Annotated in this window: 14 protein-coding genes; 8 read left to right on the forward strand and 6 right to left on the reverse strand. The window is 72.5% G+C overall.

The annotated features are described in order from the left end of the window. Nucleotides 1-2: 2 nt before the first annotated feature. The 3 genes from FHU36_RS29080 (at nt 3) to FHU36_RS29090 (ending at nt 5,881) form a co-directional block, all read left to right on the forward strand. Entirely contained in the window at nt 3-2,618 is a 2,616-nt protein-coding gene (locus tag FHU36_RS29080; RefSeq protein WP_185086951.1) for an alpha/beta fold hydrolase, read from the forward strand. Next, entirely contained in the window at nt 2,615-3,463 is an 849-nt protein-coding gene (locus tag FHU36_RS29085; RefSeq protein ID WP_185086952.1) for an ABC transporter permease, read from the forward strand. Before FHU36_RS29080 ends, FHU36_RS29085 begins: the two co-directional genes overlap by 4 nt. A gap of 315 nt (nt 3,464-3,778) precedes the next feature. Next, nucleotides 3,779-5,881 carry an ATP-binding protein gene (locus tag FHU36_RS29090; RefSeq protein WP_185086953.1) on the forward strand — a complete coding sequence of 701 codons (2,103 nt, stop codon included), beginning with the start codon at nt 3,779-3,781 and terminating at the stop codon, nt 5,879-5,881. A gap of 21 nt (nt 5,882-5,902) precedes the next feature. Here the strand turns inward: FHU36_RS29090 and FHU36_RS29095 are convergent, their stop codons facing one another. Next, the gene (locus FHU36_RS29095) at nt 5,903-6,907 is read right to left on the reverse strand and encodes a terpene synthase family protein (protein ID WP_185086954.1); all 1,005 of its coding nucleotides are present in this window, start codon (nt 6,905-6,907) and stop codon (nt 5,903-5,905) included. A 74-nt stretch (nt 6,908-6,981) separates the two neighbouring features. Continuing rightward, nucleotides 6,982-7,365 (reverse strand): ankyrin repeat domain-containing protein, encoded by a 384-nt coding sequence (locus FHU36_RS29100; protein ID WP_185086955.1) that lies wholly within the window; start codon nt 7,363-7,365, stop codon nt 6,982-6,984. Between the two features lie 87 nt (nt 7,366-7,452). Here FHU36_RS29100 and FHU36_RS29105 point away from each other — a divergent pair, with 87 nt between their 5' ends. Together FHU36_RS29105 and FHU36_RS29110 are read left to right on the forward strand one after the other, a co-directional pair. Next, nucleotides 7,453-8,352 (forward strand): proteasome assembly chaperone family protein, encoded by a 900-nt coding sequence (locus tag FHU36_RS29105; RefSeq protein WP_185086956.1) that lies wholly within the window; start codon nt 7,453-7,455, stop codon nt 8,350-8,352. A 14-nt stretch (nt 8,353-8,366) separates the two neighbouring features. Beyond that, entirely contained in the window at nt 8,367-9,422 is a 1,056-nt protein-coding gene (locus FHU36_RS29110) for a Gfo/Idh/MocA family oxidoreductase (protein ID WP_185086957.1), read from the forward strand. 14 nt (nt 9,423-9,436) lie between these two features. On the opposite strand, the gene FHU36_RS29115 is transcribed toward FHU36_RS29110, so the two are convergent. After that, nucleotides 9,437-10,219: a tyrosine-protein phosphatase gene (locus tag FHU36_RS29115; RefSeq protein WP_312891904.1), complete on the reverse strand. Its 783-nt coding sequence runs from the start codon at nt 10,217-10,219 to the stop codon at nt 9,437-9,439. Between the two features lie 74 nt (nt 10,220-10,293). Between FHU36_RS29115 and FHU36_RS29120 the strand changes: the two genes are divergently transcribed. Next, nucleotides 10,294-11,487: a hypothetical protein gene (locus FHU36_RS29120; protein ID WP_185086959.1), complete on the forward strand. Its 1,194-nt coding sequence runs from the start codon at nt 10,294-10,296 to the stop codon at nt 11,485-11,487. Between the two features lie 35 nt (nt 11,488-11,522). Here the strand turns inward: FHU36_RS29120 and FHU36_RS29125 are convergent, their stop codons facing one another. Continuing rightward, nucleotides 11,523-14,045 carry an ATP-binding protein gene (locus tag FHU36_RS29125; protein WP_185086960.1) on the reverse strand — a complete coding sequence of 841 codons (2,523 nt, stop codon included), beginning with the start codon at nt 14,043-14,045 and terminating at the stop codon, nt 11,523-11,525. Between the two features lie 70 nt (nt 14,046-14,115). Continuing rightward, nucleotides 14,116-16,215, reverse strand: a complete 2,100-nt coding sequence (locus tag FHU36_RS29130; RefSeq protein WP_185086961.1) for a M6 family metalloprotease domain-containing protein — start codon at nt 16,213-16,215, stop codon at nt 14,116-14,118. 101 nt (nt 16,216-16,316) lie between these two features. Between FHU36_RS29130 and FHU36_RS46575 the strand changes: the two genes are divergently transcribed. Both FHU36_RS46575 and FHU36_RS29140 read left to right on the forward strand, forming a co-directional pair. After that, nucleotides 16,317-17,495 (forward strand): PucR family transcriptional regulator, encoded by a 1,179-nt coding sequence (locus FHU36_RS46575; RefSeq protein WP_185086962.1) that lies wholly within the window; start codon nt 16,317-16,319, stop codon nt 17,493-17,495. 60 nt (nt 17,496-17,555) lie between these two features. Then, the gene (locus FHU36_RS29140; protein WP_185086963.1) at nt 17,556-18,716 is read left to right on the forward strand and encodes an amidohydrolase family protein; all 1,161 of its coding nucleotides are present in this window, start codon (nt 17,556-17,558) and stop codon (nt 18,714-18,716) included. On the opposite strand, the gene FHU36_RS29145 is transcribed toward FHU36_RS29140, so the two are convergent. Then, nucleotides 18,709-19,128: a MarR family winged helix-turn-helix transcriptional regulator gene (locus tag FHU36_RS29145; protein WP_185086964.1), complete on the reverse strand. Its 420-nt coding sequence runs from the start codon at nt 19,126-19,128 to the stop codon at nt 18,709-18,711. The two genes, FHU36_RS29140 and FHU36_RS29145, sit on opposite strands and share 8 nt — an antisense overlap. Nucleotides 19,129-19,180: the final 52 nt, after the last annotated feature.

The raw sequence follows: 19,180 nt of genomic DNA on the forward strand, positions 1-19,180 counted from the left end.
CCATGAAACGTGTGGCCGCGATCGTCGCGGTGCTCGCCCTCGTCGCCGTGGCCGGCTGGTTCGTCTGGCCGTCGGCGCCCGAGGTGCGGGGTCAGGACCAGAGAATCACCGTGGTCGACGGTCCCGCCGACGACCAGCGTGTGGAGATAGACGCCACCTTCTTCGCGCCGCCGGGCGGTGAGAAGGCGCCCGCCGTGCTGCTCGCCCACGGTTTCGGTGGCAGCAAGCAGAGCGTCCGCGGCCAGGCGGCCCGGCTGGCGCAGGACGGCTACGCCGTGCTGACCTGGTCCGCGCGCGGGTTCGGGCGGTCGAGCGGTCAGATCGCGCTCAACTCCCCCGACTACGAGGTCAAGGACGTCAAGCAGCTGATCGACTGGCTGGCCAAGCGGCCGGAGGTGCAGCTCGACGCCACGGGCGATCCGCGCGTGGGCATCGCGGGCGGCTCCTACGGCGGATCGATCGCGCTGATGACCGCGGCTCATGACCAACGCGTGGACGCGATCGTCCCCTCCATCACGTGGGCCGACCTGGCCGACTCGCTCTTTCCCGACGCCACCGGCTCGGGCCCCGAGAACGGCGTGTTCAAGCGCATGTGGGCCGGTTTCTTCTTCGGCCGGGGCGGCGGCGCGGTCCAGGGCCTGGAGACCCAGGGCCTCGGCGCCCTCACGCAGCAGCCGCAACCGCTGTCGGTCGAGGAGGCGCGGTGCGGCCGGTTCCTGCCCGAGATCTGCGACATCTACCAGAAGGTCGCCGAGACCGGGCGGGCCACGCCCGAAGCGGTCACGCTGCTGCGCAAGTCCAGCCCGGTGACGGTGGCGGGGCGGATCAAGGCGCCGACGCTGCTCGTCCAGGGGCAGCGCGACTCGCTGTTCCCGCTGGGCCAGGCCGACGCCAACGCCAGGGCCATCGCCGCCGCCGGCACCCCGGTGAGCATCACGTGGTTCGACGGCGGCCACGACGGCGGCAACGGCGAGGCCGACTGGCTCCACGAGCAGACGAGCGCCTGGTTCGGCCACCACCTCAAGCGTGACGGCTCCCCCGTCGCCAAGCCGTTCACGGTGACCCGTGACGGCGGCCGCGACCCGGGCACCCGCCAGCGCATCCGCCTGCACCCGGAGGCCGGCGCCTACCCGGGCCTGGGCGGCACCGCCACGACCCAGGTCACGCTCGCCGGCCCGCAGCAGAACATCGTCAACCCGCCCGGCGGCTCCCCCGCGTCCATCTCCACCGTGCCCGGGGTGAGCGGCCTGCTCGGCGGCGGCCAGGGCAACACGAGCTTCTCGCTCGACATGCCCGGCCAGAGCGCCTCCTTCGACTCACCCACGCTGACCGCTCCGCTCCAGCTCACGGGCAGCCCGACCGTCAGGCTCAGGGTGTCGGGCAAGGGGCAGGTGACGCTGTTCGCCAAGCTCTTCGACGTCTCCGACAGCTTCCAGCCGCCCACACTGCCGGCCGGGCTCGTGGCGCCGTTCCGGGTGACGATCCCAGAGGGCGCCGACAGCGTCGAGGCCACGGTCACCCTGCCCGCCGTCGACCACGCCTTCGCCGTCGGGCACCGGCTGCGGCTCACGGTGGCGACCACGGACATGGGCTACGCCACGCCTGCCGAGGCGGCGTCCTACCAGGTCGGCCTGGTCGCACCGGCGCTGACCGTCCCCACGGTCGCCGCCCTCGCGGCGCCCGCCGCCGGGGTGGACTGGTGGGTGTGGGCCCTGCCGTTCGCCGCCGTCGTCCTCGCGGGCGTCCTGCTGGCGACGGGCCGCAACCCGGCCCGCCGCTCCCGCCTCCGGCCCGCCCTCGCGGGCTCCCGTCCGGACACCGGCAGCGAGGTGCTCGCGGGCAAGAGCGCGGAGAGCGCGGGCGGCGTGCTCGGCGACCCGGACGTACCGCTGGACATCAGCGGGCTGACCAAGGCCTACCGCAACGGTGAGCTGGCCGTCGACGGGCTGTCGTTCCGCGTCGAGCGGGGCCAGGTCCTCGGGCTGCTCGGGCCCAACGGCGCCGGCAAGACCACCACGATGCGCATGATGATGGGCCTCATCCAGCCGGATGCCGGCGAGATCCGCATCTTCGGCGACCGGGTGGTGCCGGGGGCGCCCGTGCTGTCGCGGCTCGGGTCGTTCGTCGAGGGAGCCGGGTTCCTGCCGCACCTGTCCGGGCGCGAGAACATCGAGCTCTACTGGGCCGCCACCGGCCGGCCGGTCGCGGACGCCCACGTCGAGGAGGCGCTCGAGATCGCCGGTCTGGGCAAGGCGCTGGATCGGGCCGTGCGCACCTACTCGCAGGGAATGCGGCAGCGGCTGGCCATCGCCCAGGCCATGCTCGGCCTGCCCGACCTGCTGGTGCTCGACGAACCCACCAACGGGCTCGACCCGCCCCAGATCAGGGAGATGCGCGAGGTGCTCAAGCGCTACGCGCGCGACGGCCGGACGGTGATCGTGTCCAGTCACCTGCTGTCCGAGGTGGAGCAGACCTGCAGCCACGTCGTCGTCATGCACAGAGGGCGGCTGGTCTCGGCCGGCCCGGTGTCGGTGCTGCTGAGCGGCGCCATCTCCACCAACGGCCACGGGCCCCGGCTCGAAGACGTGTTCCTCGACCTCATCGGAGAGAAATCGTGACCGCCGCGAACGGCTACGCGCCCCGCCGGACGCTCCCGCTCAAGGTCGAGATCGTCAGGCAGTTCAAGCGCCGTCGCACGCTCGTCATGTTCGGGCTGCTGATGGCGCTGCCGTGGATCCTCGTGGTGGCGTTCCAGTTCGGACCGCAGGCCAGCGGGGACCGGCAGACGTCACTGCGCATCTCCGACCTGGCGTCGGCGAGCGGCCTCAACTTCGGCGCGTTCGTGCTGTCGGTGTCGGCGAACTTCCTGCTGGTCGTCGCCGTGGCGCTGTTCTGCGGTGACACGGTGGCCAGCGAGGCGAGCTGGTCGTCGCTGCGCTACCTGCTGGCCGCGCCGGTGCCACGGGACCGGCTGCTGCGCCAGAAGCTGATCGTCGCCCTCGGGTACTCCGCCACGGCGATCATCTGCCTGCCGCTGATGGCATTGGTCGCGGGCACCCTGGCGTTCGGCTGGCACGACATCCAGGTGCCCGGCACCGGCGAGACGATCGCGGCGCTCGACGTGCTGCCCCGGTTCGGCATCGTGATCGGCTACGCGCTGGTGAGCCAGCTCGTGGTCGCCGCGCTGGCGTTCCTCATCTCCACCGCCACCGACTCGCCCCTGGGCGCGGTGGGCGGGGCCGTGGGGCTGTGGATCGTGAGCACCATCCTGCAGGCGGTGGAGGCACTGGGGTCGCTCCGGGAGTTCCTGCCGACGTTCTGGAACACGGCCTGGCTGGACGCGCTCGCGCCCGAGCTCGACTGGAGCGGGATGATCAAGGGCGCCTCGGTCTCGGTGACGTACGCGGCCATCCTCATCGCCATCGCCTTCCGCCGCTTCCGGAAGAAGGACGTGGTCAGCTGACCCCCGCCGCCCCGGGCCGCCCCGGCTCGGGGCGCCCACCAGACGGCCGGGTCACCGACCGGAGACGTGCGGGCTGGTCAGGACCAGTGTGGGGGCTTGTTCTCCAGGTAGAAGCCGTCGGGGTCGGCCTCGCGCCAGTCGCCCCAGCCGAGGTCCGTGTCGTCGGCAGTCTGCTCAGGGAAGAAATCACTCACGGCATACATGCTACCGAGAAGGACAAACCTGACCCGGCCGCCACACGAGCAGCCGGACAGGCGGGATCTCCAGGGGTACGATGCGAAGGCAGGTGTCGCCTAACCCCCGTGAGGCTTGCCCATGGCCACTCCGTCAGGCTGGCGACGAGAAGGCAATCTGCCGGCCGAGCTCACCAGCTTCGTCGGCAGGACGCGTCTTCTCGCCAACCTCAAGCGTCACCTCGGCGAGTCACGGCTGGTGACCGTCACGGGGATCGGCGGCGTCGGCAAGTCACGCACGGTGCTGAGGTTCGCCCACCAGGTCCGCGCCCAGTACGCCGACGGCGTCTGGTTCGCCGACCTGGCGAGGCTGCAGGACGCGGGCATGGTCAAGCACACGATCGCCTCCGCGCTGGGCATCGCCGACCAGTCGTCGCGGGCCGCGTCCGAGACGCTGTCGGATTGGGTCGCCGACCGGCAGATGCTGCTCATCATCGACACGTGTGAGCACCTGGTGCAGGGCTGCGCCGAGCTGGTCGAGGAACTACTCAACAGCAACCCCAACCTCAAGGTGCTGGCCACCAGCCGCCAGTCGCTGCACCTGCCGTACGAGCACGTGGTGCCGGTGCCGCCGCTGCAGGTGCCCGGTGACGATCCGGCCGAGAGCCTGTTCACCAACGAGTCGGTCCAGTTGTTCGCGGCGCGGGCGGGCGCGGTGGTGCCCGACTTCGTGCTGGACGAGCACAACATCGGCACGGTGGCCGAGCTGTGCCGCCGGCTCGACGGCATTCCGCTGGCCCTGGAGCTGGCGGCGGTGCGGCTGCGGGCCCTGTCGGTCGAGCAGATCCTCGGGCTGCTGACCGACCGGTTCAGCCTGCTGGCGGGAGCCAGCCGGACGGCGTTGCCGAGGCATCAGACGCTGCGGGCGGCGATCGGCTGGAGCCACGAGCTGTGCGATCCGGCGGAGCGGCTGCTGTGGGCACGGTTGTCGGTGTTCGCCGGCGACTTCGAGCTCGACGCGGCCCGGGCCGTCTGCGCCGACGAGCAGCTTCCGGCCGAGCGGATCACCGACCTGGTGACCGGGCTCGTGGAGAAGTCCGTGCTGCTGATCACCAGCAACCACGCCGGGGTGCGCTACAAGCTGATCGACACGCTCGCCGAGTACGGCGAGGAGTGGCTGGACAAGCTCGGCCAGCGCCAGCGGATGCGCCACAAGCACCTGGAGTACTACCTGAGCCTGGCCCGTCGCAGCGAGGACGCCTGGTCGGGGCCTCGGCAGATCTACTGGTTCATCAGGATGCGGCAGGAGCACGACAACGTCCGCGCCGCCCTCGAACACGCGCTGCGCACGCCCGGCGAGACGCCCCTGGCGCTCACGCTGCTGTCGTCGCTGTGGTTCATGTGGGTCTGCTGTGGTTTCGCCCGTGAGGGCCGCCTGTACCTGGAGCGCGCCCTCGACGCCAATCCGAGCGCGAGCAAGGACCGCTGCAAGGCGCTGTGGGTGCTGTCGTACGTGCGCAGCGCCCAGGGCGACAGCGTCGGCGCGCTGGAGGCGGCCGAGCAGTGCAGCACCGAGGCGGTCCGGGTGGGCGACTCCAAGGCGGTGATCCTGGCCTCCAAGATGCAGGGCACGGCCGCGCTGCTGCAGGGCGACCTGCAGAAGGCCAGCGCGCTGCTCGGCGTGGCGATCGAGTTCAACACCGACAACAAGGAGCTCAACCCGGGCCTGCTGCCCGCGATCGTCGAACTGTCGATGGTGTTGTCGTCCCAGGGCGAGCTGTACGAGGCCGAGTCGCTGCTCAAGGACTGTTTGCAGGTCTGCAGGGAGCGCGGTGAGCTGTTCGTCAGCTCGTACGCGCACTGGGCGCTCTCCCTTCCGCGCCTGGCGGCCGGCCGCCCGCGGGAGGCGTTGGAGAACGCGCAGGAGAGCCTGCGCATCAAGCGGCATTTCCACGACACGCTGGGCATTCTGATCGCACTGGAGACCACGGCCCGGATCTACATCGCGCTCGACGAGGTGGAGCTCGCGGCGCGGCTGCTGGGCGCGCTGCAGCCCAACTGGCGGACGGCCGGCCTGCCTCAGTTGGGGGCGCCGTTCCTCACGGTCGAGCACGAGAAGTGCGTCAAGGAGTGCGAGCGGACACTGGGCGTCGACCGCTACCGGCGGACGTTCGAGGAGGGCATGCGGCTGGACCTCGAGGAGGCGTCCGCGCTGGCGCTGGGCGAGCAGGATCTCCAGTCCTAGACCTGCCGGCCGTCCCGGCGGTCAGTCGGCCTGCGTCCACTTGGTGTCGCTCGGCCAGGCGTGGACGTAGCGGGCGCTGCTGAGGGAATACTCGATGTGGCCGCGTACCCAGTGCTCCAGGCCCTCCACGTACGCCAGCACCGAGCCGCCCGCCCAGGTCTCGACGGACCGGCGCAGCCGTACCATCTCCGCCACGGCGCCGTCGTGCATCTGGGCCACCTCGTCGAGGGCCTCCTGCAGCGAGCATCCGCGATGGGTGATCAGGACGTTGACGAGGTTGTGCCGGGCCTTGTCGTGCTGGCGCTCCTTGGCGTACGAGAACAGGTCGTTGTCCCAGACGACCAGGTCGTTGGCGTGTTCGGTGAGCGCGCGGATGTCGGGGTGGTGCCATTCGTCCGGGGTGAGCCGGTGGCCGGCGGCGATGTCGATGAGTGCGTAGACCGGGTACATGGCCCCGGTCCGGCGGCGCATGAACACGTAGTCCTCGGGGGTGGGCACCACGTCGGACTCGCGGTTGGCCGCCTCCCACACCTGGGCGAAGATGTACTCCTTGGTGGCCGTGGACCACCGGTCGAGCTGGTCGGGCTTGGCGTGGACGGCGATCCGGGCCTTCACGTCCCGCAGGGACCGGGCGAACACGTTGGTCACCGGCTCGTCGGTTTCGATGTCGTGTAAGACGCGGAACATCTGCGGTAAGGCTCGGGCGATGAGCGCGGTGTGCCTGCTGAGGTCCTCGGACTCGCAGAAGCCGTCGTCGAAGGCGAACAGCCAGATGCACCAGTCCATGAGCAGCTTCAGCATGTCGCGCTCGACCAGCGGGTAGGCGCGGGCGGTGAGCCAGCCGAACCTGGCGCTCCGATACCTTTCCAGCATGTCCGGCTCGTTGAGCATGCCCGATTCGAGCAGCCAGGCGAAGCTGTCCTCGCTGGCCTCGGAGACGTGCGGGTTCACCCTGCTGGGGAACGGGCAGCGCAGTGGGGGGATGCGGATGGGCGTGGCGTCGAACAGATGCGTAGAGCTAGCCATCTCCCGATGATCGCGCTGATCGCCGATGATGCCTATAGGGCGTCAGGCGAGTTTTCTCTCCCGCATCCGGCGTTTCAGTCGTCGAACCATTCCTCGACGCCGAACATGCGCGCGGCGTCGATCGCGGAGGGCGTGCCCTCGTAGGGGTCGGCGCCTGCGTCGAGTAGCGCTCTCACCACGGTGTGTTCCTTGTTGAAGACGGCGCCGGCGAGTGGCGTCCGGCCGCGGTCGTTGGCCCGGCTGGGGTCGGCCCCATGGTCGGCGAGCATGCGGACGGTCTCGGCGTGACCGTGATATGCCGCGAGCATCAGCAAAGTGTCACCTTTGCCGTTGGTGAGGTTGGCCGGGATGCCCGCCTCCACGTAGGCGCGCAGGGTCTCGGTCTCGCCCGTCCTGGCCAGGTCGAACATCCTGGGGGCGAACTCCTCGAGCTCCGGGTCCCCGTCCATGTTCTCCATTGTGCCTCGATAGTGTGCCCTGAACGGAATCGTTCCGGCTCGCCGTGGGTTTCAGCAGTGAAGTACCTAGGGAAAGGCTGTGCAACCGTGTTCGACCCGACGGATCTCTACGAGCTCGCCGAAGATGTGCCCGAGCTGTCCGATCCGGTGCTGCTCTACCACTTCGACGGCTTCGTCGACGCGGGCGGGGCCGGGCGCCTCGCGTTGGGTCACGTGCTGGCCGAGCTGGAGCACCGGGTCGTGGCGACGTTCGACGTCGACCGGCTGCTCGACTACCGATCGCGCCGCCCCATCATGACCTTCGACACCGACAGGTGGACCGACTACGACAGCCCGCGCATCGCCGTCCACGTCACGGAGGACACCACCGGCACCCCGTTCCTCGTGATGACCGGCCCGGAGCCCGACCGCGAGTGGGAGTTGTTCACCCGTGCCGTCGGCACGCTCGCAGAGCGGCTGGGCGTGAGCAGGCTGGTCACCGTGCACGGCATCCCGATGGCGGCCCCGCACACCCGCCCGCTGGGCGTCACCCCGCACGCCAGCCGTCCGGAGCTGATCAGCGGCCAGAGCAGCTCGTTCGGCCGGGTCCAGGTGCCGGGCAGCGTCTCCTCCCTCATCGAGTACCGCCTGGGCGCCGAGGGCCGTGACGCGCTGGGCTTCGCGGTGCACGTGCCGCACTACCTGGCGCAGGCCGAGTACCCGCACGCCGCCGTGGCCGCCCTGGAGTCGGTCACCCGCGCCACCGGGCTGGTCTTCCCCATGGACGCGCTGCGCGAGGCGGCGCTGCGCACCAACGCGGAGGTCGAGGAGCAGATCCAGGCGTCGGCCGAGCTGCTGACGGCGATCAACGGGCTGGAGCAGCAGTACGACGCCTTCGCGGGCGGCGCCGAGCGGGAGAACCTGATCGCCGAGCCCGTCCAGATGCCGACGGGTGACGAGCTGGCCGCCCAGTTCGAGCGGTTCCTGGCCGAGCGCGACGAGGACTGACGGGAGCGTCGGGGATGAGCGAGGCTGTCGCCGGCGAGGTGCGGGTCGGTCTGGTCGGGTACGGCGTCGCGGGCGCGTACTTCCACGCGCCGCTCGTCCACGCCACGCCGGGCCTGAAGCTGTCGGCGGTGGTCACGCGTGACGCCGCGCGGGCCGAGGACGCCGCCGGCCGGTACGGCGCGGCGGTCGTGCCGGACGTGGCGGGGTTGTGGGACCTGTGTGACCTGGTGGTGGTCGCCTCACCCAACCGCACCCACGTGCCCCTCGCCACCGAGGCGCTCGAACGGGGCAGGCCTGTCGTCATCGACAAGCCGATGGCCCGCACCGCCGAGGAGGCGCGAGCGCTGGCGCGGCTGGCGGCCGGAGGCGGGCTCATGCTGACCGTGTTCCAGAACCGGCGCTGGGACGGCGACTTCCTCACCGTGCGCGAGCTGATGGACGGCGGCGCGCTGGGCGAGGTGTTCAGGCTGGAGTCGCGCTTCGAGCGGTGGCGTCCGGTGCCCAAGGGCGGCTGGCGGGAGAGCGGCGGCCCCGACGAGGTGGGCGGCCTGCTCTACGACCTCGGCAGCCACCTCGTCGACCAGGCGATCCAGCTGCTGGGGCCGGTGCGGGAGGTCTACGCGGAGAGCGACGTGCGCCGCGCGGGCGTGCTGTCCGACGACGACACGTTCGTCGCGCTCGTCCATGACGGCGGCGCCCGGTCGCACCTGTGGGTCAGCGCCGTGGCCGCGCGGCTGGGGCCCCGGTTCCGGGTCCTCGGCTCGGCGGCGGCGTACGAGAAGTACGGCTTGGACGTGCAGGAGGAGCGGCTGCGCGCCGGGACGCCGCCCGACGCGCCCGGGTTCGGTGAGGAGCCCGAGGAGCGGTGGGGCACGCTCGGCGCCGGCGAGCGGCACGCCGAGGTGCCCACCCGGGCCGGCCGCTACCTCGACTTCTACCGGGGTGTGGCGGCGTGCCTGCGCGACGGCGCGCCGCCTCCGGTGAGCGCGGAGAGCGTGGTGGACACGCTGACGGTCCTGGAGGCGGCCCGGCTGTCGGCGGCGGAGCGCACCGTCGTCCCCCTCGGCTGAGCGGCCCCCGGCCGTCAGTCGAGCAGGCGGGTGCGGAGGGCGTCCGTGTCGGCGGAGGTCCAGCCGTAGCGCCGCAGCCAGCCCATCGGCCCGTCGAAGCGGTCGTCGAGCACCGACAGGAACTGCTCGATGTAGCGGGGCCTCGGCATGTGGTCGTCGGCGGGGCGCGAGTCGAGGTCGTCGCGGTACGTGGCGCTGCCGCGCAGCCGCCGCAGCACCAGCTCCAGCCGCTCCCCCGTCGCGGCGTAGTCCTCGACGATCGCCTCCCGCGTGACGTCGACCGCCTCCAGCGCGAGCGCCGTCAGCACCCCGGTGCGGTCCTTGCCCGCCGCGCAGTGGACCACGGCCGCGCCGTCGTTCAGCGACATGGCGCGCAGCGCCGCCACCACGGCCTCCGGCCTGTCACGCAGGTAGCCGTAGTAGAACCCGGTCACCCGCAGGTCCTCGTCCATCTGGCGCGTCTGCCAGGGCAGCACCCGGTCGGCGTCGATGGTCTCGGCCTCGACGTCGGTGTGCCTGCCGCCCTCGGCGAACAGCGTCAGATGGTGGTGGGTCACCTCCGGCACCCGGGTGAGCGGCCCGGGGCCTTCGAGGACGACCTCGGCCGTCGAGCGGAGGTCCACGACGTGGCGCAGCTTCAGCTCGCCGACCAGCCGGGCGACGTCGTCTTCGGTCAGCCCCTGGAGGTTGTCGGCCCGGAAGATCCGGCCGGCACGGGTGACGCCGCCGTCGCGGGTGGGCAGCCCGCCCAGGTCGCGGACGTTGACGGCGCCTTCGAGCTCGATCCATCTCGTCATCGCGTTCATCAGATCTGACCTTATATGTCCGCCAACTTTGAGCGAATTCGTCGCTCATAACGCAGCATGAACATATGGATCCGCGCGCTCTGCCCCCACGGCTGGTGATTGATCCATCGCTGCCCCGGGAGATCTCGATCCAGCTCCGCGCCAACCCGCACCTGCTCCGCATGGCCCGCACCGGCGCGCGCCCCGAGCGGCCGGCCGATCCGATGCTGCTGCTCCTCGCCGTGTTCATGCTCGTCCTGGTCCTCATCACGATGGGGCTGCCGGGGGTGGTCGGCGGCGTGTTCGCCATGAGCGTCATCGGGCTCATGCGCTGGATGGTCGTGGGCTCCGCCAACCGGACGGTGCGCAGGAGCCTGCGCGTCGCCCAGGAGCACGCCGCCCACTTCGTGCTGCCGGAGGATCTGGACTACCCCTGCCAGCGGCTGCTGCGGCGCGCCCAGAACGCGGTGGACGCGGTCCTGGGGTCGCGGGTGCACCAGGCGGGGCTGATCGACACGATCGACAACCAGGTGACGCTGCCGGAGGAGGTGTGGCAGATCGCCCAGCGCCTGTCGCGGCTGTCGGCCATGCACGCCGAGCACCGCAGGCTGGTGCCGCGTGACCTGCCGCCGGGCCTGGAGGACGCGGTCAAGCCGTACTCGACGGCCCTGGACGCGGCCTGGACGTCGCTGTCGAAGCGGGTGCGCCACCTGGAGGAGTACGCCAAGCAGGTGCTGCGTGCCGACAAGGTGTTCCACGCCCACCAGCGGCTGGAGGCGCTGGCGGCGCGGACGCCCGACTACCAGCGGCTGATCGCCGACACCGTGCGCGACGAGCTGGCGCACGAGCACATCAGGCGGCTGGGCGAGCAGGCGCAGCACGTGCGCAGGCTGTTCGAGGAGAGCATCCACGAGGCGCGGCGGACCGCGGGCGAGTTGCTGAGGTCGCCGCTGTCTGTCACCGACCCGATCCCGTCCCGGCCGCCCTCCGTTTCCCCGCCGTCCCCTGGGCCGTCCCCTGGGCCGTCCTCTGGGCCGTCCTCTGTGTCCCCGCCGCCCTCCGTGTCCGGGCCGGGGGTCCCGCTCCGGCCCCCGCCCCCTGCCAGGCCGACCATCCAGCCGCCCGCCGGTGAGGTGGCCGGGAGGTGGCCTGCCGACGAGTCGGCCACGCCCACGGTCCCGCTCAAGCTGCCCCGGGGGAAGGGCGCCGCCGCGCCGCCTCCGCCGGTGCGTAACCCGTTCAGGCCACCGCCGCCCGCCCGGCGCCGGCCACGGTCCTGAGACACGGCCCTGAGCCACGGTCCTGAAACGGTCGTCTAGGTTTCGGCCTTCCTGAGCAGTTCGAGGGTCCGCCGCATGCCGGCCTCGTTGCCGAGGCTGCGGTAGATCTCCCTGGCCTGCCGCAGCGGCTCCAGGGCGGCCTTGGCGCCGCCCGCGTCGAGGTGGGCCTCGCCGAGGTGGCGCAGGCTGAGCGCCATCCACCACTCGTCGTCCAGCTCCTCGAACGCCTGGACGGCCCGGCGCAGCTCCCGTTCGGACTCCTCGATGCGGCCCAGCCGGGCCAGCGCCCGCCCGGCGGACAGGGCGGTGCGGGCCACGCCCCACGAGTCGCCGAGGGCGGCGAGGATCTCCTCGGCCCGCCGGACGAAGTCGAGCTCGCGCAGCCCGCTGGACGGGTCGCCGACCTCGCCCGCCGCGCGCAGGCAGCGCGCCTGCTCCCACAGTTCGCCGCGCTGCCGGAACATCGCGCCGGCCCGGTCGAGGCTGAGGTGCGCCTTGACGAAGCCGTCGTGCGCGGCCCGCTGGTCGCCGTCGCGCCGCAGGCCGCGGGCCCGGGCCGCGAGCACTTCGCCGTACGCGCGCAGCGTCTGCGCCTCGGAGTAGCGGTTGCCCGCGTCCTTGAACACCGCCAGGGCGTCTTCCAGCAGTTCCCTGGCCTCCTCGGGGCGCCGCTCGGCCAGGCGCAGTTCGGCCAGGTTGCGCTGGGTGCGGGCCATCCACCACAGGTCGTCCTGGGCCTGGAAGGCGGCGATCGCGCCGACGAGGTGGTCCTGGGCCTGGTCGAGGTGGCCGTCGGAGAACAGCGTCATGCCGACGGCGCGCCGGGCCCTGGCGGCCCACCACGACTCGCCCAGCTCGGTGAAGAGCTCCAGCGCCTGTTCGGCGTCCGCGCGCCCCAGCTCGTGCGCGCCGAGCCCGCCCTGGACGGCGGCGCGGTCGAGCAGCGAGATGGCCTGGGCGCGCCGGTCGCCCATCCGCAGCGCGGCCTCGCAGCCCAGCTCGGCGATCGCCTGCCAGTCGGACCAGTAGGCGCGCAGCGAGTGGCACAGCGAGCAGAACGCCCGGGCCAGCCCCCAGGTCAGCTCCCACAGCTCCTCCTGCCTGGCCAGGTGGACCATGGCGACGAGGGAGAGCCGCTCGGCGTTGAGCCAGTCGCCGGCGTGCACCTGGCCCTCGACGTCGGCGCGGCGGCCGCCCTTGCTCCAGTCCTGCGGCCAGCGGTCCTGCGCGGCCTGCTCGGCGCGGCGGCGGTACCCGGACAGCGTCCGTTCGACGGCGGCCCGCCGGCGCTCCTCCCCGTCCTCGGCGGCCAGCTCGGCGGCGAACACCCTGACCAGGTCGTGCAGCCGGTAGCGCATGGCGCCGGTCTGGTCGGTGCCCGAGCACTCGGCGAGCTGGGCGTCGATCAGCGCCTCCAACTGGTCGGCGCCGTCGAGGCCGGAGATGTCGAGCAGTTCGCCCGCCACCCAGCCGGGCACGTCGGGCGAGGTGAGCGAGGACAGCAGGCGCAGCAGGCGGCGCTGCATGCCGGTGCAGTCGTCGTAGCTGAGCTGTACGGACGCGCGGACGCTCTTGTCGGTGGTGGGCGCGAGTTCGAGCTGGTCGAGGCGGCGGCGCTCGTCGGCGAGCCGGCCGGCCATCTCGCGCAGCGTCCACTGCTCCCGGGTGGCGAGCCGGCCGCCGCAGATGCTGATCGCGAGCGGCAGGTGGTCGCACAGCCGGACGATCTCCTTGGCGGCGTCGAGGTCGTCGACGACGCGGGCGCTGCCGGCCAGCCGGGCCAGCAGCTCCACCCCCTGCGCCTCGCTGAGGACCCCGAGGCGGCTGTCGTGCGTGCCGTTCAGGAACAGCGGCTGGCGGGAGGTGACCAGGACGGCGCAGCCGGGTTCGGCGGGGATGAGCGGTTTGACCTGGTCGGCGTTGTGCGCGTTGTCCAGGCCGATGAGGATCTTGTGGTCCTTGGTCCAGGTGAGCCAGAGCCTGCGCAGCTCCTCCAGCCCGCCGGGGTCGGTGGTCAGGCGGACGCCCAGCGCGCGCAGGAACCCGATCAGCACCTCCTCGGGCCGCACCGGGGTGCCGGCGCCGCCGCGCAGGTCGGCGTGCAGCCGGCCGTGGGGGAACGAGCCGGCGATCTCCTGGCCGAACCTGGCGATCAACGCGGACTTGCCGACGCCGCCCCGGCCGTACACGGAGACGACCAGCGGCGGTGCGACGTCCCTGGCCCGGCGGCGCGCGGTGAAGATCCCGCGCAGCTCGGCGAGCGCCTCGGTGCGCCCGGTGAAGTGCTCGGGGACGGGCGGCCACTGGTCGGGCGCGCGGGGGAACCGCTCCCGCGGCGCGATGCGGCGCGGATGGTGCCTGGTGCTCGCCCAGGTCGCCAGGCCGACGAGGAGCGCGGCCGCGACGGCGGCGCCGATCTTGACCGCGGGCGGGAGCTCCCACTCCAGGGAGGCGGCCAGCGCGCTGGCGGCGGCGGCCGCGAGTCCGGCCGCCACCGGGGCGGCGAGGGGCACCCTGCGGCGCCGGGGCTCCAGTTCGTCAGATGACCGCTCGGACAATGATCACCCCCTACCGCCGTATTCAAGCCGATGGGGTACGGCCGCGCCAGGCCGTACCCCGCCCGTTCGGCTACAGGCCGACCACGCGACACGTGGCGGTCGCCGTCCTGCCGGGGTCGCTCTCGGAGGCGGCGGTGAGCTTGATCGTGGCGAACCGGTCACCGCCGGCCTCGCGCACGGCGTTGACCTTCACCGGCGCGTGCTTGCCGAAGGCGACGGCGGCCAGGGCGTTGGGCACCTGGGCGGCCCAGCCCTTGCCCTGCACCTCGGCCTTGAGCCGGTAGACGTCGGTGCCGAGGTAGGCGCTGACGTCCTCGGGGTGGGCGGCCTGCGCGGTGGCGGCCCTCCCGGTGTTGAGCAGCGGGAAGGTGCAGGTGGACACGCCCTTGCCCGCGGGGACGCCGGCACCGGGCAGCACCTTGACGCCGCGCCGGTGCGGGCCGGCCCCGTCGAGGGAGCGGACGGCCACGGTGTAGGAGAGCACGCCCACGCGGTCACGCTTGATGTCGGTGACGTAGAAGTGCAGGCGGTTGGCCTCGTCGACGTACTCGTACTCGCTGCCGGAGTCCGTACCCGCGTGGAAGAGGGCGTCGGAGAGCTGGCGGTAGTCGCCCATCGTGATGGGCACCCGGGTGCCGTCGGGCAGCACGTAGTCCGTCATGCCGATGTCCTGCGGGTTGGCGTCGACCACCCAGATGAACGGGGCGCGGTCCTGGTCCTTGGTCTTGGCCAGCAGGACGCCGGAGTCGGGGGTGAAGGAGTCGGTGCCCATGCGGTCCACGACCTCGACGGTGTAGTTGTCGTAGCCGCCGCCGTCGCACAGCGGTTCGGTGCGCGGATCGCAGGCGGGGGCGCGGTCGCCGCTGCCGAAGGCGATGTTCACACCGGACAGGCCGGCCGGGCCGGGTTGCACGGCGCGGGCGGTGACCCTGGCGGTGACCACGCCCGACTCGTCCAGCGCGTCGCGGGACAGGTTCAGCACGTTGGCCTGGTCGACCATCTGCAGCTTGATCTTGTTGCGGAGCATGTGCTGGGCGCCCATCGAGGAGCCGGAGGTGGGCGGGATCAGCCAGCGGCTGTGCGGGCCGCCGGGGCCGTTGAACGTGCCGCGGCTCAGCATCTCCCAGATGCCGGAGTACGCCCGGCGCAGCGGGGTGCCGTACGGGTTGTTGTAGTTGTCGGCGACGCCCATGATGTGGCTCAGCTCGTGGGCGTAGACGGACATGCCGGAGCTCTCGGCCTGCACCGAGTCGACGCCGAAGCGGGCGTTGGGCCAGAAGGTGGAGCCGGCCTGCCAGGAGGTCCAGTCGACGTAACGGGTCCTGGACCAGTTGGGCAGGCTGGGGTCCGGCGGGCCGAAGTCGTCGGTCACGTCCTCCTTGTTCGGAAATTTCATCATTCCGAACTCCTGCCAGGTGGACGACTCGTCCTGGCCGGCGCTGAGGTAGAAGACGAAGTCGAACTGCCCCGCCGTCTCCTCCCCCACCGCGCCGACCCAGGCGGCGTTGCCGTCGGTGCGCAGGTTGCGGTTGCAGGTGTCGCCGGCCGGGCAGGCGTCCGCCTGGTACTCCATGGCGTACTCGTGGTCCTTGCCCGGCATCGTGTAGGGGCCGAAGCCGGTCAGCTCCACGCCGATGCGGCCACCGGAGTCCTCCATCCAGTACTCGTGGATGGTGTGCCCCTTGTTGAGGTCGTTCGGGGTGTTGAGGAAGTCCTGGTAGAACTTCGCCACCTGGTCGCGCGGGACGTCGTGGGCCTCGGCGCTCGGGTTCTTGAAGATCGTCGAGCCCTTGGGCTGGGTCACCACGAACGGCTGGTTGGGATAGTCGAGCAGCACGAGCGCGCCCTTGAAGGTGCGCTGGGAGCCCTTGGCGGCAGGGTCGTTCCACTTGGTGCCGGGGATCTTCTTGTAGTCCGCCCACGTCATGTGGTCGGGGTTCTCCCAGTTCTGCGGGTCGATCGGCTCGATGCCGCCGGTGGGGCGGCCGCGCAACGCGCGCGCGTCGGGCGCGTCCCGCTGCCACGGCTGGGTCTGCGGCCAGTGGTCCTGGCGCCAGGGATGCTCGGGGTCGCTGGGGGGTGCGGCGGAAGCGGGGGTCGCCACCAGGCTCACCGGGATCAGCACTAAGGCCGTCAGGAGGCCCTTTAGCAGCTTCGTCGGGGCAGTCACGGATCGGACGCTATAGCCGAGCGTTGACAGAGATCACCGATCAGTTGTAGGGAAGACCTGTAGTGCTTCTTCCGACATGTGTCGAAATATCCAGGTGAGTGGTGGCGGACCTTCAGCGGCTCGTGGACGAGCTCGCGGCGCGCCTCGGCCGGCCGCTGCTCCTGGAGGACCGGCTGCAGCGGGTCGTGGTCTACAGCGAGCAGAGCGGCGCGATGGACGACATCCGCCGCGACTCGATCCTGCGCAGGCGCACCACGCAGGAGGTGCGCCAGTGGCTGGGCGCCGCCGGCATCCACGAGGCCGTCGCCCCGCTGCGGACGCCCGGAGCGACCCACCTGGGCCTGCTGCCGCGGGTCTGCGTCCCGGTACGGCACGAGGCCGGGCTGCTCGGCTTCCTGTGGTTCATCGACACCGGCCCGGCCATGTCGCGGGCTCAGGTCGCCGAGGCCGCCGCCGCGGCCCCCGCGCTGGCCCTGGCGCTGTTCCACGAGAGCCTGGCCACGGGGCTGGCCTCGCACCGGGAGCTGGAGGCGGTGACGGGGCTGATGCTGGGCGAACACGACGCGGCCCGCCAGCTCATCGAGGCGGGGGCCTTCCCCCAGGCGCAGCCGGTGACCGTGCTCGTGGCCAGGCCGCTGGCGGCCGAGCCGGACGACGCGCTGCGGCTGGCGCTGGAGCAGGGCCTGCTCGCCCTGCGGCGGCGGCTGAGCGGCCACCATCCGCTGCACCTGGTGCGCTACGACCATGCCGTGCTGCTGGCCGCACCGCCCGCCGGCGCGCCGGCCGCCGGGAGCGCGCTGGCCGAGGAGGTGCACGCGGCGATGTCCGTGCCGGTGGCCGTCGGGATCGGGCGGTCCCGGCCGGCGCTGGCCGCGGCGGCCGAGTCGTACGCGGAGGCACGGCACGCCGCCGAGGTGGCCGCCCGCGTGCCCGGCCTCGGCCGGTCGGTCGCGTGGGCGCGGCTCGGCGTGTACCGGATGCTCACCCACCTGCCGCACCACGATCTGCATCCCGGCCTGGAACCCCTGCTCGCCGACGAGCAGCACCTGCCGCTGCTGGAGACGCTGGAGACGTACCTGGATCTGGCGGGCAGCGCGGGCGCCACGTCACGGGCGCTGCGGCTGCACCGCACCTCGCTGTACTACCGGCTGCAGCGCGTGGAGGAGCTGGCGCGTACGGACCTGAAGGACGGCGGCGAGCGGCTCGCCCTGCACCTCAGCCTCAAGCTGGCGCGGCTGTCGGGCCGGTACCGGCCCAGGGAGACGCGGCCGGGCGACTGATTGCGCGCTCAGGTCAGGGTCACGTTTAATACCAAAAGGGACATTTCTACAGGAGCGCGGATGCCCGCTAAGCGTGTCAGGCCGACCCTCGGCAGGCGCGCGCCCGCGCCGATCGTCCTCCACTCGGCCCCGCTCGTGCTGCCCGTCACCGGCGACCCCGTCCGCGACGGCGCCGTGGCCGTGCGGGGCGACCGGGTGCTCCAGGTGGGCGCGAGGGACGACCTGCTGACCTACTTCCCCGTCACCGAGGAACGGCGCTGGCCCGGCATGATCGTGCCCGGCCTCGTGGACGCCGCCGCCGCGACCTCCGCCGCCGAGGCGCTCGCCGGCGGGGTCACCGCCCGCGCCTGCGTGACGCCCGGCGGGCCGGCACGCGGCGCGCCCGCCGACGCGGCCGACCACGCGGCGCTGACCGACGTCAGCTACGTCGAGGTGACGTGCGAGGACGAGGACGTCTGGGAGGCGCGCGGGCGCGACGCCGTCATCACGGCGATGCGGGAGATGGAGCGGCCGCACGCCGTGGGGATCGCCGCCCGCACACCGGATCCGGTGGTCCTGGAGGACATCGCGGTGCTGGCCAGGACGTTCGGGCTGCGCCTGCTGGTGGACCTCGGGGCGCGCTCCGCTGTGGCGCTCGACGAGGCGGGCGCCCTCGGGCCGCACTGCCACGCCACCTGCGCCCGGCCGCTGGATCCCGGCGAGCGCAAGCTGCTCAGACTGCGCGAGACCGTGGTGGCCGTCGGCGCCCCTGCCCGGCCCGGCGACGCGCCGGCCCTGGAGGACGACGTGCCGGCCCTGCTGGACGAGGGCAACCTCGTCGCCCTGTGCACGGGAGGCGGACCGGAGCACGCGAAGGGCGGACCGGAGCGGGGAGGCGGGCCGGGGGGTACGGGAGGCGGGCCCGGAGCTGCGGGAGGCGGGCCGGGAGCCGTGAACGGGCTGCTGGAGCAGGCGCGCCGCATCCGGGAGCGGGCGCGGGCGCTCGGGTCGCGCACCCGCGGGCTGGACCGCCGGCTCGTGGAGGCGGCCACGCTGGGCGGGGCGCGGGCCCTGGGCATGCACCACGGCGCCGGCCGGATCGGCTGTCTCGGCCCCGGCAGCCGGGCCGACTTCGCGGTGTTCGACGCGCGCGGCCGCTACCCGTACAGCGCCCTGCTGGCCGGCCCGGACCGCCTGGCCACGGTCGTCGGCGGGCGGGTCCACCGCGCGGGTGCTACCTGAACTGCGCGTCCACCGCGCCGAGCAGCCCCTTGAGCTGGTCGCGCTGCTCCTCCGACAACACCGCGAACAGGTCCTGCCCGGCCTGTCTGCGTGCCTCGCGGGCCCGTTCGTAGACCTCCCGGCCCGAGGGCGTGATGACGACCAGCGTCGAGCGCCGGTTGGCCGGATCGACCTCCCTGCGCACGTGACCCGCCTCCTCCAGGGCGTCGATGACCGGCGTGACCGACCGCGGCACGATCCGCAGCTCGTCGGCGAGCTGCACCATCCTGAGCGGCCGGCCGGCGTCGATGAGCACGCGTAGCGCCCGCGCCTGGCCGGGGCTCAGCCCGAGCGGCTCCAGCCGGTGCAGCCAGCCGTGCCGCAGCCGGCGGCTCACCAGGTGCAGGAGCTCGGACAGCTCCGGGTCGTTCATGGCCCCAGCTTAGAGCCGGGAACAAATATGAGCTAACCTCCGTTTGAGCAGG

Source organism: Nonomuraea muscovyensis, assembly GCF_014207745.1.
GTDB classification, from domain to species: Bacteria; Actinomycetota; Actinomycetes; order Streptosporangiales; family Streptosporangiaceae; genus Nonomuraea; species Nonomuraea muscovyensis.